This window comes from Lentzea sp. NPDC051208, assembly GCF_040682435.1.
In the GTDB taxonomy this organism is placed as follows: Bacteria; Actinomycetota; Actinomycetes; order Mycobacteriales; family Pseudonocardiaceae; genus Lentzea; species Lentzea kristufekii.
Map to the genome: position 1 here is coordinate 108,168 of NZ_JBFBAW010000018.1, position 13,748 is coordinate 121,915.

Annotated in this window: 18 protein-coding genes; 8 read left to right on the forward strand and 10 right to left on the reverse strand. The window is 61.6% G+C overall.

The window, feature by feature from the left end; translation table 11 throughout:
• Window positions 1-46: 46 nt before the first annotated feature.
• Complete coding sequence (locus AB0M48_RS35225; RefSeq protein ID WP_363850139.1) at window positions 47-970, reverse strand: hypothetical protein; 924 nt, start codon at window positions 968-970, stop codon at window positions 47-49.
• Window positions 971-1,175: 205 nt separating this feature from the next.
• On the reverse strand, window positions 1,176-2,015 hold the full coding sequence (locus AB0M48_RS35230; protein ID WP_363850142.1) for a DUF3846 domain-containing protein: 840 nt from the start codon (window positions 2,013-2,015) through the stop codon (window positions 1,176-1,178).
• 402 nt (window positions 2,016-2,417) lie between these two features.
• Here AB0M48_RS35230 and AB0M48_RS35235 point away from each other — a divergent pair, with 402 nt between their 5' ends.
• The gene (locus AB0M48_RS35235; protein ID WP_363850318.1) at window positions 2,418-2,942 is read left to right on the forward strand and encodes a TIR domain-containing protein; all 525 of its coding nucleotides are present in this window, start codon (window positions 2,418-2,420) and stop codon (window positions 2,940-2,942) included.
• Window positions 2,943-2,977: 35 nt separating this feature from the next.
• Here the strand turns inward: AB0M48_RS35235 and AB0M48_RS35240 are convergent, their stop codons facing one another.
• The 3 genes from AB0M48_RS35240 to AB0M48_RS35250 are packed head-to-tail and all read right to left on the reverse strand — an operon-like array spanning window position 2,978 to window position 4,792.
• Window positions 2,978-3,415, reverse strand: a complete 438-nt coding sequence (locus AB0M48_RS35240; protein WP_363850145.1) for an HIT domain-containing protein — start codon at window positions 3,413-3,415, stop codon at window positions 2,978-2,980.
• Window positions 3,412-4,278 (reverse strand): macro domain-containing protein, encoded by an 867-nt coding sequence (locus tag AB0M48_RS35245; protein ID WP_363850148.1) that lies wholly within the window; start codon window positions 4,276-4,278, stop codon window positions 3,412-3,414. Before AB0M48_RS35245 ends, AB0M48_RS35240 begins: the two co-directional genes overlap by 4 nt.
• Before the next feature lie 4 nt (window positions 4,279-4,282).
• Window positions 4,283-4,792: a TIR domain-containing protein gene (locus AB0M48_RS35250; protein ID WP_363850151.1), complete on the reverse strand. Its 510-nt coding sequence runs from the start codon at window positions 4,790-4,792 to the stop codon at window positions 4,283-4,285.
• A 300-nt stretch (window positions 4,793-5,092) separates the two neighbouring features.
• Here AB0M48_RS35250 and AB0M48_RS35255 point away from each other — a divergent pair, with 300 nt between their 5' ends.
• Window positions 5,093-5,704 (forward strand): hypothetical protein, encoded by a 612-nt coding sequence (locus tag AB0M48_RS35255; RefSeq protein ID WP_363850154.1) that lies wholly within the window; start codon window positions 5,093-5,095, stop codon window positions 5,702-5,704.
• Window positions 5,705-5,733: 29 nt separating this feature from the next.
• Here AB0M48_RS35255 and AB0M48_RS35260 read toward each other — a convergent pair whose 3' ends face one another.
• Entirely contained in the window at window positions 5,734-6,177 is a 444-nt protein-coding gene (locus AB0M48_RS35260; protein ID WP_363850157.1) for a hypothetical protein, read from the reverse strand.
• Between the two features lie 94 nt (window positions 6,178-6,271).
• Window positions 6,272-7,651 carry a hypothetical protein gene (locus AB0M48_RS35265; protein WP_363850159.1) on the reverse strand — a complete coding sequence of 460 codons (1,380 nt, stop codon included), beginning with the start codon at window positions 7,649-7,651 and terminating at the stop codon, window positions 6,272-6,274.
• Between the two features lie 262 nt (window positions 7,652-7,913).
• On the opposite strand from AB0M48_RS35265, the gene AB0M48_RS35270 reads away from it, so the two are divergent.
• Window positions 7,914-8,486, forward strand: a complete 573-nt coding sequence (locus tag AB0M48_RS35270) for a hypothetical protein (RefSeq protein WP_363850161.1) — start codon at window positions 7,914-7,916, stop codon at window positions 8,484-8,486.
• A 511-nt stretch (window positions 8,487-8,997) separates the two neighbouring features.
• On the opposite strand, the gene AB0M48_RS35275 is transcribed toward AB0M48_RS35270, so the two are convergent.
• Entirely contained in the window at window positions 8,998-9,231 is a 234-nt protein-coding gene (locus AB0M48_RS35275) for a hypothetical protein (RefSeq protein WP_363850163.1), read from the reverse strand.
• Window positions 9,232-9,308: 77 nt separating this feature from the next.
• On the reverse strand, window positions 9,309-9,782 hold the full coding sequence (locus AB0M48_RS35280; RefSeq protein ID WP_363850166.1) for a hypothetical protein: 474 nt from the start codon (window positions 9,780-9,782) through the stop codon (window positions 9,309-9,311).
• Window positions 9,783-9,879: 97 nt separating this feature from the next.
• Between AB0M48_RS35280 and AB0M48_RS35285 the strand changes: the two genes are divergently transcribed.
• From AB0M48_RS35285 to AB0M48_RS35305, 5 genes are all read left to right on the forward strand, one after another.
• The gene (locus AB0M48_RS35285) at window positions 9,880-10,251 is read left to right on the forward strand and encodes a hypothetical protein (protein ID WP_363850169.1); all 372 of its coding nucleotides are present in this window, start codon (window positions 9,880-9,882) and stop codon (window positions 10,249-10,251) included.
• 48 nt (window positions 10,252-10,299) lie between these two features.
• The gene (locus AB0M48_RS35290; protein WP_363850171.1) at window positions 10,300-11,502 is read left to right on the forward strand and encodes a cytochrome P450; all 1,203 of its coding nucleotides are present in this window, start codon (window positions 10,300-10,302) and stop codon (window positions 11,500-11,502) included.
• 13 nt (window positions 11,503-11,515) lie between these two features.
• Entirely contained in the window at window positions 11,516-12,001 is a 486-nt protein-coding gene (locus AB0M48_RS35295) for a GNAT family N-acetyltransferase (RefSeq protein ID WP_363850174.1), read from the forward strand.
• Window positions 12,002-12,087: 86 nt separating this feature from the next.
• Window positions 12,088-12,381 (forward strand): hypothetical protein, encoded by a 294-nt coding sequence (locus tag AB0M48_RS35300; RefSeq protein ID WP_363850176.1) that lies wholly within the window; start codon window positions 12,088-12,090, stop codon window positions 12,379-12,381.
• 9 nt (window positions 12,382-12,390) lie between these two features.
• Complete coding sequence (locus AB0M48_RS35305; protein WP_363850179.1) at window positions 12,391-13,419, forward strand: saccharopine dehydrogenase NADP-binding domain-containing protein; 1,029 nt, start codon at window positions 12,391-12,393, stop codon at window positions 13,417-13,419.
• Here the strand turns inward: AB0M48_RS35305 and AB0M48_RS35310 are convergent.
• Entirely contained in the window at window positions 13,409-13,615 is a 207-nt protein-coding gene (locus AB0M48_RS35310; protein WP_363850182.1) for a CsbD family protein, read from the reverse strand. The genes AB0M48_RS35305 and AB0M48_RS35310 overlap by 11 nt on opposite strands.
• Window positions 13,616-13,748 lie beyond the last annotated feature (133 nt).

Below are 13,748 nucleotides of genomic sequence, written 5' to 3' on the forward strand. Positions count from 1 at the left end.
GGCTCACGACATAACTACAGCTAACGTGACGTAAGAAAGCGCGAAGCTACTTGAGCAGGGCTATGACTGCAACGATAAGTCCCAATACTGTAAGAGGGAATGTCATCAGAGCAAGGACTACGGCTCCGCTGGGGGCGTCCTTTGTGAAAGGGCGAACGAGCCAAGTTTCGTGTAAAGCTTGCGCTAGCCTCTCGTACGCACCCTTGAATTTAACGCGGGATTTCTTAGTGGCGTGACGACGCTTCATAATGATGCGAGCACTTGTCGCGTAACTTAGCCAGGTCGTAAGGATTATCAGTGGGAGCACGCCCAGTGTCATCGAACCGAGCACGACCGGCACTACCTTCTCGGCAGCTTCGATGCGAATGCTCCCGTCCGTTGAACGCGAGAACACTCGAGTCATGATTTGCCATATGGCTGCGCCCGCGAGCGCAAGATATGTTACATGCTTGCATGCGGCCCACATGGCTGCGCGGTCTCTGGGGCGATCCAGTCTGCGCAGAATATCGCTGAAAACAGGCTTTAATCGGTCGAGATTGCCGAAAGCCTCTACCTGAACGCGGAACTTGGCGGCCTGAAAAACCTCAGGGTTGGCAGAACCGATGCTTAGAGTTAACTTGTCGCCCTTCGAATCGAACTGGACTGACAAGTGTTCTAGTCGGCGGCTTTTCTGCTTGGCGCGGATACTGTCAGCAAGGTCCTGCCAAGTCGAGGCCGTGATCTTTCGTTCAGTCTTGACGCGGAAAAGCTTCCCTGTCGCCTTAACCCGCTTCCCGTCGGCCTGCTTTGTCTCCAGTAGGAGGCTTTCTATATATCCATGCGTCCAACGCTCTGTGACATCACTTCCGAGCGTTTCTCGTACATCGTCGATTAGCCGCAGAATATCTGCTTCCTTTACGTGGCAACTTCCCACGGTCTTCCGAATAGCGACCAGATCATCAGCCACCGCGCGTTCCACTCCTCCGGTCACCAATCCTGCTTCTCCATGCGACTAGGAATATCTGTCGCGTACCCAACTGCGTTACACACTGAACGCAAAGTACCTCGAGTCGGTTGAGGCAAGAGAGCATAACCATGCTCACGAAGCTTGTAGCTTCGTATGCCCCGCTGGCCTCCGTGCTCGCAGAACCTGTTGAAGAAGCCCGTTGCGCGCGTAGACGCAACGGGCTCGGGGGTCAGTACTCCATCCGCAAGCACTGCTCCTTGGTGGCAGCGAGCAGCCGGGCAACGAACTCGCCGAACTTGCCGGCCTTGATCGGCGGCCAGAGCGGTGTGCGCCCAGCTATCACCCCGTGACGGATCACGAGCCAATCGTCTCCGCCCTCTTCCATGCAAATGAAGCAGGCGTCGCGGTAGTAGAAGGCCGTGCCGAGCACCCACCAGCAATCGCCGAGTCGTTCTTCGAGTTCAGCGAGGTTGAAGCACCCCAAGAAGCTATCCCTGGTGAACGCTGGATCGACTGCGTCGTGGAGCGGTGGTGTGGCGAGGCCGATCTTGTACCAGCTGTCGAGCAGCTCCGTCGGGAGTTCAGGCACCACGCGAACGTCTGCGAACACGTTTTGCCACTCCAGCCCAAGCTTCAGCGCGAGCCTGTAGGCGTCTGTCCACCGAGGGACGGTGTTGAGGGTGGTGTGCCAACTCCGACTGTCGACTTTGCGGGCTTGCACGCGGTACTCCGCTGTGTCGAACAGCAGCTCGATCAGCTCCGCGGGCGCGTCCTGGTCATCCCCTTCATGATCAGGAGGGCCGACGATGAGCCCATCGCCCACGATCGCGTCCACGCCGCGGAACAGCTTGTTATGCATCCACAGCAGCATGGTGAGACGGTGATTGACGGGCAGATCCTGGAGCTTGCCCTCCTCGTTGAAGTAGACGCTGGCGACTGGATCGGTGAGCTGCACCGCTTCCAAGCTGCCGCCTACGATCCGGCGGAACGCGCCGGCATCGTGCTTGTCGAGTTGATCCAGCCTGATGGGCTCGGAGAGGTCCGCTGGGACCACGATGGTTTGCACCATGAGTGCTCGCTTATGAACCACATGACCCTTGCCTGGCTGAAGGGTTCGTATCCACGCCAGGCCGCGGGCTCACTGCACCTGGAGCCTGTGGCGTCGCGTCGATCTTCTGCTGTAGTTCTATTTACGCAGGCCAGAGTCAATCTGCATATAGTGGAAATCGCAGCACAGGGCCGCGGTCACGCAGCCGCACTGCTTTCGTTCAGACCGCAGGCGCTAGCCTCTACCGCAGAAGCGTGGCGCGACCCGTCGACCCCCTAGCCTCGCGCTGCGCTGCCGTGCAAGGCCCACGCTGTAGCAACGCCCCAACCTTATGTAGGGTAGCGGGCACGGTTATCGTGAACTGTGCCCGCCTGGTGGCATATCGTTGGAGCAGGCATCTTCAGTTAAGAAGGGTTCGTGTCGATGGCGTACCGGAACAAAACGTATGTCGCTTTTGCTAGCGAAGACATTCGCTCGTACTATCTAATGAAAGCTTGGAAAGAAAACAAGAATATCGATTTCGACTTTTTCGATGCGCATGACATCAATACCGCGCTTGACACCAGTCAGCCGGAGACTATCCGACGTCGTCTAGGTGAACGGCTTGCCAACACCAAGCAGTGCATCGTGCTGATCAGTGACACCACGCGCCCGAAGGCGGCGCGCTCATCGAGTTTCCTTTACTACGAGATCGAAGCCATCAAGCGGCGTGGGCTGCCGGTTGTGTTCTCCAACATCAACCAATCCCGCAACATTCAAACCAGTAAGCTCCCCGAGACGCTGAAGGTGCCGTACACCATGAGCGTCTCGTTCGGTCCAACGATCATCAGGTATGCTCTGGATAATTTTCCGGATGCTTACGGTGCGAATCTTCGGGCCGAAAGCCCTAAGATCGGGCCGTACAAGTACAAAGAGTCAGTCTATGAAAGTCTCGGCTTGAATAGTTAAGTTGCGAAGCGTCGTTGCGTCTCTCGCAGGTGGATTCATGGCATGAACGGCCGGAGCTTCCGGGCGATAGCGTCCGTTTCGGCGACAGACGCCTCATCGACTGCATTCCACTCAGTACCACCTTCGGGGAGCGTACCGGCGATGTGAAAGTGGACGTGGGGGATCGTCTGATGGGCAGGTATGCCGTTGTTCTGCCACACGGCGATACCCTCCACCTGGTAGGCATCGGTAATGGCTTTGGCGGCTACGATCACTGCCTTCATGACGGCAGGCGCTTCGGTGCCGCTAAGGTCGAGAAGGGTCGGCCGATGCTCTATCGGGAGCACCAATAGATGCCCTACCCCTCGTTGTTCTCTGGTGACAAGCGTCGCCGTCAAAGAGTTTCTCGTGAGGATCGTGAAGGGCCGAGTGCCGTTGAGGTACTCGCAGAACGGGCAAGGGTCGGCTTCGGGGACTTCAAGTGATGTGCTCATGACGGCCTCAATGACTTCAAGAATGCCTGCAGTTCAAGCATGTCCAAACTTTCTACTACGTTCTTCTGTACGACGATGTTGAGACGGCTTGCTACCTTCTCTTTTCGGGACGCGAACATGTACGAGAGAGCGATCAGGCGGATAGAGTCCTGCGCTGGCAAGTACTGAGAGATGCGAGCCTGGCCCCCACCGATCACGCCGATGGAGACTGGATCACCGTTGCCGCGAGCGCGAGCTTCATCCCAGATGTTATTAAGGCTCCGCCAGATACCATCGACGGTCCCATGAGCTTCATTGCGATGATTCATCTCTGTGTATGCGACGCAGAAGAATAGGCGTCGGATCTCTGGCATGATCGTGACGACGCTGCCGAGCGGGTACGCGACTTGTTTACCCGGTTTCTTGTCTTTCGGGGTGAACTCTTTGACGATTTCACGATCTGCCAGTGCGGTATCCAGCGCCTCGTCTAGGGCCGTTCGGTCGTTTTTGTAAACGCGCATAAGCAGCTGTGCTTGGACGCTGTTTTCATGGATCACATGAGGTGTCTCCGTATCAAAGGTAGTCGTCATACCGATGACAACATTGCCTTCTTGTTCGAACAAGTCTCCCTCGACAAGATGGATTTCCGTGTTAGGTGATCCGTAGCTCTGCTGTACAGGGCGTGGCCATGCCTGAAAAATGCCGTAGCTGACAGAGACGACGGCAACGGCGATCGCCAGGACGGTGCCGACTGGTGGCAATACGTTCGGCAGCAGGGCATCAGTGACGCCTGCGAACACGGCGAAAAAGCCGACACACGAAAGTGTCTGCACTGAAAACCGCGTCCAGAAACGGCGCTTTGTCAGATCTCTTTTGATGCTCATATGGTCACAGTCCAACTTTTGCGTAAATGCCAGGCTCGTAGTAGTGCGGTCCGACGTTTTGCCCAGTGGCGAACGCAGGAACGTACCCATCGAGAGCGAATTGTATTATCTTGGGCTGGAACGACACTGACATGGTGTAGTAGTTGCTGTCCAAGAATCGCTGTGGAATGAAATTCTTGTCGATAGAGCGGTCGCCGTCGAGGTTGGCGACTACCACCGGCAAGTTGAGTCGTGCGATGACCTCGATCTCATAGAACAAGAAGGAACTTGGTTGGCTCGCCTTGGACTTTGCCTTGGCGCTACCCAGCATCACCACTTGCTTGGTGTTGGCAAGCCGGTAGCGGAGACTGCGGCGGATCGTCTCCGGCAGGCTGCTATCTCTTGCCTGGGCGAGATCATGGGCATTGAAGAAGTCAAAGTCGATGTGCGTGTTCTTGCGCCACGCCGTCATCATCCAATAGTAATTAATGTCTTCGCCTGCGAACGCTACGTAGGTCTTGTTCCTGTAGCTCATCGCCATCTCCGCCCTGGTTCTGTATGCATTGAGCGTAGAGGATACAGGACTGCGCCACGGCAGAATCCCGCTGAAGGGTGTATGGGTTGATGGCCTCCAGATTGGCGGGAAGACGCAGCGAAAAACTTGTATTGTTAAATTCTGCGGAGATCTCGCCTGCTACTGATGCCACCATCAATGCGTCTTCTGGATCGTGGACTATGAGTCGATAAATGGGCTGTTTAGTCGGGGTCACCCAAGCTGGTACCAGAGGTGTGAAGCCTGGACTCATGACCCCTGCAGACCTCTAGACTTCCAGCCGTGCCTGATCTTCACCTCGAACACGCTCCGGGGGAGCTTCCGCGCAGTCGCTCTTCGCGGCGCAGCGGCCTCGTGGTGATCAGCGTTCTGGTCGTTGTCGTCCTCGGTGCGGGCGTCTGGTGGATGGTTGGACGGCCTCGTTCCAATGACCCTGCTTCTCAGCCTAGCGGCAGTTGTATCGGCGTAGTGGCGGCAAAATCAGATCGGCATTGCCTCCAGCAGGCGCAGGACATCGCCAAGCGGGCGCCCATCACCGAGGTGCAGCGCGCCGATGCTGAGTCGCGGATGCAAGATCTTGATCGCGTCATTCACCGGGTCGGCCTCTGCCTCGATGCCAGCGGCAACCCGTGCCCCGGTGCAGCTGCTAAGAGGCCACCAACCGCGGCCGAAGCCGACGCCGCACGGCAGCGCCTGAAAGATGCCGGATTCGGTGACAGCTCAGTGGTGCGCGTTGCCGACGAGACAGACCCGGCACCCGTGGGCAGCTTGTTCTACGTAGCTGAGATGCCTGCCGGCGCGTGCGTGATCGGGCACATCATCGAGGTGCCAGGTGGTGCCGGAGCTCGAGTGGTTGCCGGGAAGCTGCCGAGCGGCGGCTGCGCCGAGGTGTAGCGCGTGATCGCGCGGGAAGAAGCACCCGATCAAGCCTCAGGCCACATCCAGATGTGCCACCGCTCGATATCCCGCACGTCGTCCTGGTGCTGGTGGTGGCGAGCAGCGTAGGCCTCGTCGCGTCCGGTGCAGCTCACCGAACACACCACGCGACCAGCTGGCAAAGCTGGCAGCACGACAGCCGGGCCACCCTCGGTATCAATCAGGGCGAACTCGCGTGCCGAGCTGGTGAACCAGTACGTGGGCTGCTTGCGTACTTCCGCGGGAACCTCGGCCGGCGAGTCGAAGACCTCAAGCGTCACGTGCGCCGTGTGGTTGCTCGTGATGCTGTTGAGCCCGATGGCGTCCCCCGCCGACACCGCCAACGACTCGAAGTCATGCTTCTCGAAGGGACTGTCCTCCAGCGGCATCGGGGAGTTACCCAGATAGATGCGCTGGAAGTACACGGGCACGGACGCCTCGTAGCGCGGCATCGTCTCTCGTCTCTTCCAGAGTGAACCTTGGGGTGCACCTCCACGAGACGAGGTGCACCCCAAGAAGCTACTGCCTACCGTGGATCCCGCAGGGTCAGTCGTCCGCGCCCTTCACCTCGACCCAGAACTGATCACCGTGGACGATGTTGTCCTTGAGATAGAACAGGCTCAGCGCGTTGCCGCCTGCGCTGTTGTGGCTGGCGGCGATAGGCCGTCCCGAGTAGCTCCAGATGCCGACACCGCCGTCATATTCAGTCCAGGCGGCACCCTCATAGGTTGAGCGGAATGGGTACTCGTCGCACTCCCTCGGGCCGCTTGGGTCGTTGGTGGCATAGTCCTCGCCCCAGTGCTGCTTGCAGGTCAGGAGAGCCACGTAGTTGTTGCGGTCGTAACGCTGCTTCTCGTACTTAGGAGACATGCGCGTAAGGGCGTGACCGGAGTTGCGCCCGCCTGCCGTCTTGGTGAGCGGGTCTCCCGGCTTGGTCGAGGCGATGCGGTTCTGGGCATCATCGATGTGCCGCACCTGCTCATCCATGCCCTTGCCGTACGTGAACTCGATCCACGACTCCTGATCGAAGAAGACGAAGCCGCCCTTGTTGACGTAGTCAGCGCGGTCACTGCGCAGCTTCTGTACGGGGCCGTCGATCTGCCCCATGCCACCCCGGATGGTGTAGTTGAGCTCGTAGTACATCTTGTCGTCGGGGTTGTTCGTGGGGTCGTTGAGCGTGTTGCGCTCGGTCATCGTGAGGACATCGCTCGTCCACCCCGCGTGCAGCTCGGCGACGGTGGCCATGCCGTACGCACGGTCGAACCCGCACCGGTTCACAGAGAAGGTTTTGCAGTTGAGCCCGTTGTAGATGGACTCGTACATCGGCGGTGGGTTACCCCCGTAGGTGTCACCGTTGTCGGTGAACCACTGGAAGCTCATGACCCGGTAGCCCTCGGGCGTCACGCCACGGGTGCCATGCCCCACGATGATGAGCCGGTAGGTGACCGCGCCCATGTTGATGCACGTAGTGGGGCTTGGACAGTAGACGTTCTTGATCTCGATCGAGGCGCCCATGCACGAGTTGAACCGGTCGCGGTACCAGTACTTCGGAGCGCCAGGTTCCTCGCCAAACTTCGCCCGGCAGTCGTTGACCGACACCGGGCTCGGCGTGATGGCGTCGGCGGCAGCACTGACCTCGGCTGGCTGCTGCAGGAGCTCGTGTGCCTGGCTCACCTGCTTCGCCGGCTTCGGTCCCTTGATGTAGTCCTGGAGCGCCTGCTGGGCGTTCGGCTTGTCAGCGAGGAACTCGCTCGATCCGCCGGTGACGATCTCTGGGTCAGCCAGCGCCTTGGCTCGCGCCGCTGGGCTTTCTGCACCGAACGAGATGATGGTGCGGTACTCACCAGCCGCACTAGCCGGAAGTGACGTGAACGTGAGCATGCCAATGACCGCGGCCACGAAGGCCGCGTAGGTGCGCTTGTGCATTTCCCCCTCTTAGAGCTGAGCCGTACTTCTCCCCGAAGTGCGGCGACTCGGCCATGTTTGCAGCGGTTCAGAGCTGCGGCAATAGGCCAGACGGATGGCTAAGTGTGAGCTGGAGCAGCTTGATGTGTAACTCACGGTAGAAACCAGGCGATACACGTGCACCAACACGCAGTTGCGTGAGAGCCAAGGTTCGCGAGTCAAGGGGGCAACAATTGTGGCCGCTGAATGCCAGCTTCCACTTAATTCCGGCGAACCTTGCGGGGTGATCGCAGCAGGCCGGTGCAGCGCATGTGAACGCGCGTACTGTGGATCTCACCGAGCGCTCACCTTCGAGCCGTATGTAAGAGTTGCCTACATCGATCTCTGCTCGGCCTGCCGAGATGTTCCAGAGGAGCAACGGCACCAGCGAGAGGCTGATAAGGCCACTGCGGCGGAGCGTAGGAAACAACAGAAGGCGGAGCAGCTTGCGCTTGCGGAGGATGAGCTTCGCAAGGTGCTAACTGAACTCCGCGAGGCTGGGCTCCCTGGCGTGGAGACGCGTTACCGGAACACCTATCCGCCGAAGCACTACTTCACCTCTGCGACGAAGCTGAAGAGAGTGGAGATCGGTAAGGGTTGGAGCGTTGGAGAGCTGGACTTCCGGTGGACTCCGCCGAGCGATTATGGTTCGAATGGCTATATAGTCCAGCGAACTGCAATGGTTCTTCCGTGTGACGGTTCTATCGTGCACGCTGAACCTGACGACATCTATCATCATGACCACCATGAAAAGTTCATCCGCACGGCTGAGCAGATGCGCCTCGTGGTTGAGCGGCTTTCTCTATATCTGAGATGAACTGAAAGAAGCAAGTTCATTGAGCCGCCAGCGTGAGCGTCGAGGGCTGCGAGCGAGATAGTGGCACCGTGGATCACGCTATGTATCGAGCTCAGTACAGATTGAGATGGGCCATTCAGTGGTTGAAAGATCCGACCTGCCCGCTACGCTCAGCGTAGCGCTTCGGCGCGCAGGTTTCGGCACCTGGCAGGTTCAACTCCTTGCACTCCTGGGCGTTGTATTTTTCGCAAGTGCACGGCAGTGGGTCATGACGCAAGTACAACTGAATAGTGAAGGAGGTTCCATGAGTGATAAGCGTGGAGGTTGGGTCGTCCCCTGGGCGGCACAGGTGTTCGAGTTTATCTGGAACGGAGCCTCGGGAGCTGTGGTAGCAGGTGCCGCTCTCTTCAAGCCGCCCGCGTGAGTGATCCGCGGGCGGCTTTTGTTTGTCGAGCTGAAGCCCGTTGCGTCCCGGTGCAATGGGCGCGAGGTTAAGTACTGCAACCGTAGTCACTACCCCTCGGTGGCTGGGCTAGTTGATGCCGTCTTCATACTCAGTTCGACGCTCCTTGCTGATGCGCATTTGTTGTATTTTATTGTCTCTAAGTTCGATTAGAATATTAAGTAGAATTCTTGAAACTTCTGGGGTGAGTTCGGGTAGCTCGGCGGGTAGGTTCACCCGTAGCGGCTGCTTTTCAGTTCGTCCCTGCGGGATGGGTTCGGCTGACGCACGGCTGGCCTTGACGTCATCGTTCGGATCCGGCATGCGATGAAGTGTCCGACAGGATCTTGCGTCTCGCCTGGTGAAGCAGCAGTAGCTACGAGCCGTACTCCTTGTCGCCTCTATGTCCGCTCATGCGGCCCGCGCATCGGTATGCCCGCTTCGTGTAGCCGCTCGCGGATAGTCTCGGCTCCGACACCGAAGTGCTTTGCAATCTTCTTGCAACTCCAACCGTCGGTGTACAACTGAGCTGCTTCCCTCGCCTGCTCGTCGGTGAGTGCTGGGGCTGTAGTGTCGATGCCGCGGGAGCGGAGGTGTCTGCCGATGGTGATGCGGTGGATGCCGTAGTGCTTAGCTAATTGGTAGACGCTGGAGCCGGCTTGGTAGCGATCGACGAGCTCATCGAGCTCCGCAGGCTTGAGCTTGCGGAGGGTCTTGAAGGGTTTGGGCGGCGGGGCGAGGCCTGCGCCGTTTGGCGTATCCGTCCAGGTCTTCGCAAGATCAAGAAGCCGCTGAACAGCGGTGGAGGGGTTTGAAAGGGCCTCAACTGCCCCCACCAGTCGACACGGCGCCGACGCGTGCCGGAGCTGCTTCATCACCTCTCGTGGTGATGTCGTCCGGCAGTGTGGTGCCGTACCTTGTTCGAGTTCGTCGGGGACGTGTGGACCCGCCAGCTCCGAAGGACGCCCACCTGTGAGACGCAAGGCCAAGGCCGCGAAGCGCGACACCACCACCATCACGCAGGAGCAGATCAAGCTGCTCGCCCTGGTGGAACAGGGAGGCGTGCACCGCGGCGCCACCAGCTGGTACCTGGAGCACCGGCCCGCCAAGCAGTGGGATGCGGACGACCTGGAGATCCTCCACGTCAGGGACTGGATCACGTGGGTCAGGCCCGAGCGGGACATGGACCACGGGATGGCGGCGCCGGTCGACATCACGGCCTCGGGAAGGGCCGCGCTGCGGCACCACCTGCCGGAGTGGGTGCTCGGGCGGAAGGCCATCGCCGCGGAGCCGCCTCGGTTGCCGTCGGTCGAGACGATCAGGGCGTTGGACGCGCTGCAGTAGCCCGGTAGAACGGTCTTAGTCGAATCCAAACGGAGGCGGAGACCGGCCATGTCGAACCTTTTGCTCGGCGGCGACTTGCGCGCGCGTGACCACCACCGGATTGAGGACGACGCACGCGAAGAGGGGCCGCTGCATCCCGTGACGTTGCCCAACGGCGTGAGGATGCAGGTGGTCACGGTCGGGCTGGAGCTCACCCGTCAGCTGCTCGCCGACCAGCGGCTCTCCAAGGACAGCGCGAAGCTGCAACGCGAGATCAAGCGGCAGCTCGCGGAACGGGGGAGTGCGCAGGAGAACCTTGCCGGGTTGTTCGGGCCGAGCATGCTCAACAGCGACAACCCGCAGCACGCCCGGCTGAGGGCGCTGGCGGTGAAGGCGTTCAACGGCAAGGCGGTGCAGCAGCTCGCCCCGCGCATCGAGGAGATCAGCGCGGAGCTGATCGGCGGGCTTCCCGAGAACGCGGAGATCGACCTCGCCGAAGAGCTGACCGTGCCGATGCCCATGCACGTCATCGGTGAGGTCCTCGGACTGCCGGCGCAGGATCGCGCGCACGTCCGCACGTTGATCGAGACGATGATGTCGATGGAACCCGAGGTGTCGCAGCCGGCGAGTGACGAGTTGGGCGGCTACTTCCACGCGCTGCTCACGGGCAACGGTCTGGATCCCCGGTCGTTGTTCGGTGTGCTGACCAACGCCGTCGATGACGATGGTGACCACCTCAGCCACGACGAACTGATGGCGATGGCGTTCCTCCTCGTGGTCGCCGGCCACGAGACGTCGGCGGGCCTCATCGCGAACGTTGTGCACGACGCGTTGGACAACGGTCTGTGGCAGAAGGTTGCTGAAGATCCCGAACTGGTGCCGCGGCTCGTGGAGGAGACGCTGCGCCACAACTCGCCTGTCCGCAGCGCCACGCATCGCATCGCCGTCGAACCGGTCGAGATCGGTGGCACGACCGTCCCGGAGAACACGCTGCTGCTGATCAACCTCGGCGCCGCCGGACGCTGCCCGCGGGCACACGACAAGGCCGGCGAGTACCGGCTGGACCGTGAGACGACCGGGCACGCGACGTTCGGGTACGGCCCGCACTTCTGCCTCGGGTCGGCGCTCGCGCGGCTGGAGGCCGAGACCGTGTTGCGGCAGCTGACGAGCCGGTTCCCGGGCACCGTCCACGCGGGCGACGGCCGGCCCGAGGTGACGCACAGCGACATCATGGCCAGCCTCAAATCGCTACCGGTCGTGCTCCGGCGCTGACAGGCTGGCCGGCATGGAGATCATTCAAGGGGGACCCGAGCACGTCGACACGGCGGCGTTGCTCTGGGCGCACGCGGTCGCCGAGAGGGACGGCTACGACGAGGTTCCGTCGCTCGAACTGGCACGGCCGGGCCTGGAGAGCGCTCTCGCGAAGGAACCCTCGTTGTTGCTGCTCGCCTGGGAAGGCGGCCGGGCGGTGGGTTTCCTCGCCGGGGGTCCACAAGGGACGGACACCGCCTTCGTCAACTACGTCGGCGTGCACCCCGACGCGTGGGGAAAGGGCGTCGGTGAGGCGCTGTTGCGGGCGCTGCCCGAAGTGTTGATCAAGAATGGATTCGAGAAGGCCGAGTTGATGGTCTACGTCGACAACGTCCGGGGCGTGCGGCTCTACGAACGCCTCGGCTGGACCAAGGTCGGCGACCCCGTGCCGCATCCGCGTGACGGCCGGGTGGAGCAGCGCTACGCGTTTTCGCCCGCATCGTGGGATTTAGGGGCGTGAGGGCGTTCAGCGGGGGATTAGGGGATCAACCCCAATGCGTCTGACCAGGGCTATCCCTGAGTCCATTTGAGACGTAACTTTTGCTCATGTCAGTGCGCACCTTCGCCGTCGTGGTCGGTCTCGCGTTCTTGCTCGGTGGGGGTGCGATCCTGCTCGTGATGCTGGCCGTCGAGGCTCCGAGCGGGGCACTGGTCCCGTGCGGCAACAGCCTGGGCATCGGGTTCGAGGAGCCGGTGGCGTCCGCGGCCGGTCCGGCCTATGTGGACATCTGCGCCGACCTGCGGCACCGCCGGTTGCTGTGGGGGTTGCCCGTGACCGGGCTCGGCGCGGTGCTGCTGATCGGCTCTGTGGTCGGTTCCCGACGGGCTACTCGCCGGTAAGGTCGTGGCATGACGTGGATGGTCTACGGCGCCAACGGCTACACCGGACGTCTCATCGCCGAGCTCGCGGTCCAGCGCGGGGAGCGGCCGATCCTCGCCGGGCGCTCGCCCGAGAAGGTCGAGCCGATCGCCGCCGCGCTGGGGCTGGAGCACCGGGCGTTCGGCCTGGAACAGGCGCGGACGAACCTAGAGGACGTCGAGGCCGTCGTGCACTGCGCGGGACCGTTCTCGCGCACGTCCAGCGCGATGGTCGACGCCTGTCTGCAGACCCGCACGCACTACCTCGACATCACCGGCGAGATCGACGTCTTCGAGTCCATCGCACTGAGGGACGCCGACGCGCGCGAGGCGGGCATCGTGCTGTTGCCCGGTGCGGGGTTCGACGTCGTGCCCACGGACTGCCTCGCCGCGATCCTGAAGGACGCCCTGCCGTCCGCCACGCACCTCGACCTCGCGTTCGTCGTCGGAGGAGGGGCGAGCGCGGGCACGACCAAGACGTCCGTCGAGGGCGCCGCGGTGGGTGGGCGGATCCGGGTGAACGGCGAACTGAGGAGCGTCCGCATCGGCCACCGCAGGCGCACCGCGCACTTCCGGTCGGGGCCGCGCGAGGTCGGCAGCATCCCGTGGGGCGACGTGAGCACCGCCTACCGTTCGACCGGCATCCCGAACATCACCACGTTCACCACCGTGCCGGGCCTGCTCGGTCAGCTGCAGCACGTGTTCGCGCCCGTGCTGCGGACATCGCTCGTGCAGAACGTCGCGACGAAACTCGCCGGCAAGGTCAAGGGCCCTGACGAACGCAAGCGCGCGAACACCAGGGCCGAGGTGTTCGGCGAGGCGTGGGACGCGCAGACGAAGGTCGAATGCGCGATCACCACCCCGAACGCCTACAGCCTCACCGCGGACTCCGTGCTCCGCGCCGTCGCGAAGATCGACGGCGTCGCGCCCGGCTCGCACACGCCGTCCAGCGCGTTCGGCGCCGACTTCGTGCGCGAGCTCGACGGCGTCGTCGCGAGTGAGGTCCGCTTCACTTCTTGAGGTGCTTGGCGACGCTGTCGACGACTCCGCCGACAGCGTCCTTCACCTTCTCCACGCCGTCCTTCACGGCCGCCTTCGCCTGATCCGCACGGCCCTCGTCGGCGAGCTTCTCGTCGCCGGTGACCTCGCCCGCGGTCTCCTTGGCCTTGCCGCCGAGCTCTTCCGCCTTGTTGCCGATCTTGTCCGACAGCGACATCGCGTCCTCCTGGGCTTGAGTACGTCTGACGTCTGTTCGATACGCGCCGCAGTCCCTTCGTCACGCCACGGTCGGGTGAAAACCGGGTGAGTGTGGTCACCGGCGGGAAATCCGGGAACCGCGTGACGTTCCG

Coding starts and splice junctions, on each gene's coding strand:
- AB0M48_RS35230 (WP_363850142.1), bottom strand. CDS start 2,015: ATGGTGCAAACCATCGTGGTCCCAGCGGACCTCTCCGAGCCCATCAGG.
- AB0M48_RS35235 (WP_363850318.1), top strand. CDS start 2,418: ATGGCGTACCGGAACAAAACGTATGTCGCTTTTGCTAGCGAAGACATT.
- AB0M48_RS35240 (WP_363850145.1), bottom strand. CDS start 3,415: ATGAGCACATCACTTGAAGTCCCCGAAGCCGACCCTTGCCCGTTCTGC.
- AB0M48_RS35245 (WP_363850148.1), bottom strand. CDS start 4,278: ATGAGCATCAAAAGAGATCTGACAAAGCGCCGTTTCTGGACGCGGTTT.
- AB0M48_RS35250 (WP_363850151.1), bottom strand. CDS start 4,792: ATGAGCTACAGGAACAAGACCTACGTAGCGTTCGCAGGCGAAGACATT.
- AB0M48_RS35260 (WP_363850157.1), bottom strand. CDS start 6,177: ATGCCGCGCTACGAGGCGTCCGTGCCCGTGTACTTCCAGCGCATCTAT.
- AB0M48_RS35265 (WP_363850159.1), bottom strand. CDS start 7,651: ATGCACAAGCGCACCTACGCGGCCTTCGTGGCCGCGGTCATTGGCATG.
- AB0M48_RS35275 (WP_363850163.1), bottom strand. CDS start 9,231: ATGCCGGATCCGAACGATGACGTCAAGGCCAGCCGTGCGTCAGCCGAA.
- AB0M48_RS35280 (WP_363850166.1), bottom strand. CDS start 9,782: ATGAAGCAGCTCCGGCACGCGTCGGCGCCGTGTCGACTGGTGGGGGCA.
- AB0M48_RS35290 (WP_363850171.1), top strand. CDS start 10,300: ATGTCGAACCTTTTGCTCGGCGGCGACTTGCGCGCGCGTGACCACCAC.
- AB0M48_RS35295 (WP_363850174.1), top strand. CDS start 11,516: ATGGAGATCATTCAAGGGGGACCCGAGCACGTCGACACGGCGGCGTTG.
- AB0M48_RS35300 (WP_363850176.1), top strand. CDS start 12,088: ATGTCAGTGCGCACCTTCGCCGTCGTGGTCGGTCTCGCGTTCTTGCTC.
- AB0M48_RS35305 (WP_363850179.1), top strand. CDS start 12,391: ATGACGTGGATGGTCTACGGCGCCAACGGCTACACCGGACGTCTCATC.
- AB0M48_RS35310 (WP_363850182.1), bottom strand. CDS start 13,615: ATGTCGCTGTCGGACAAGATCGGCAACAAGGCGGAAGAGCTCGGCGGC.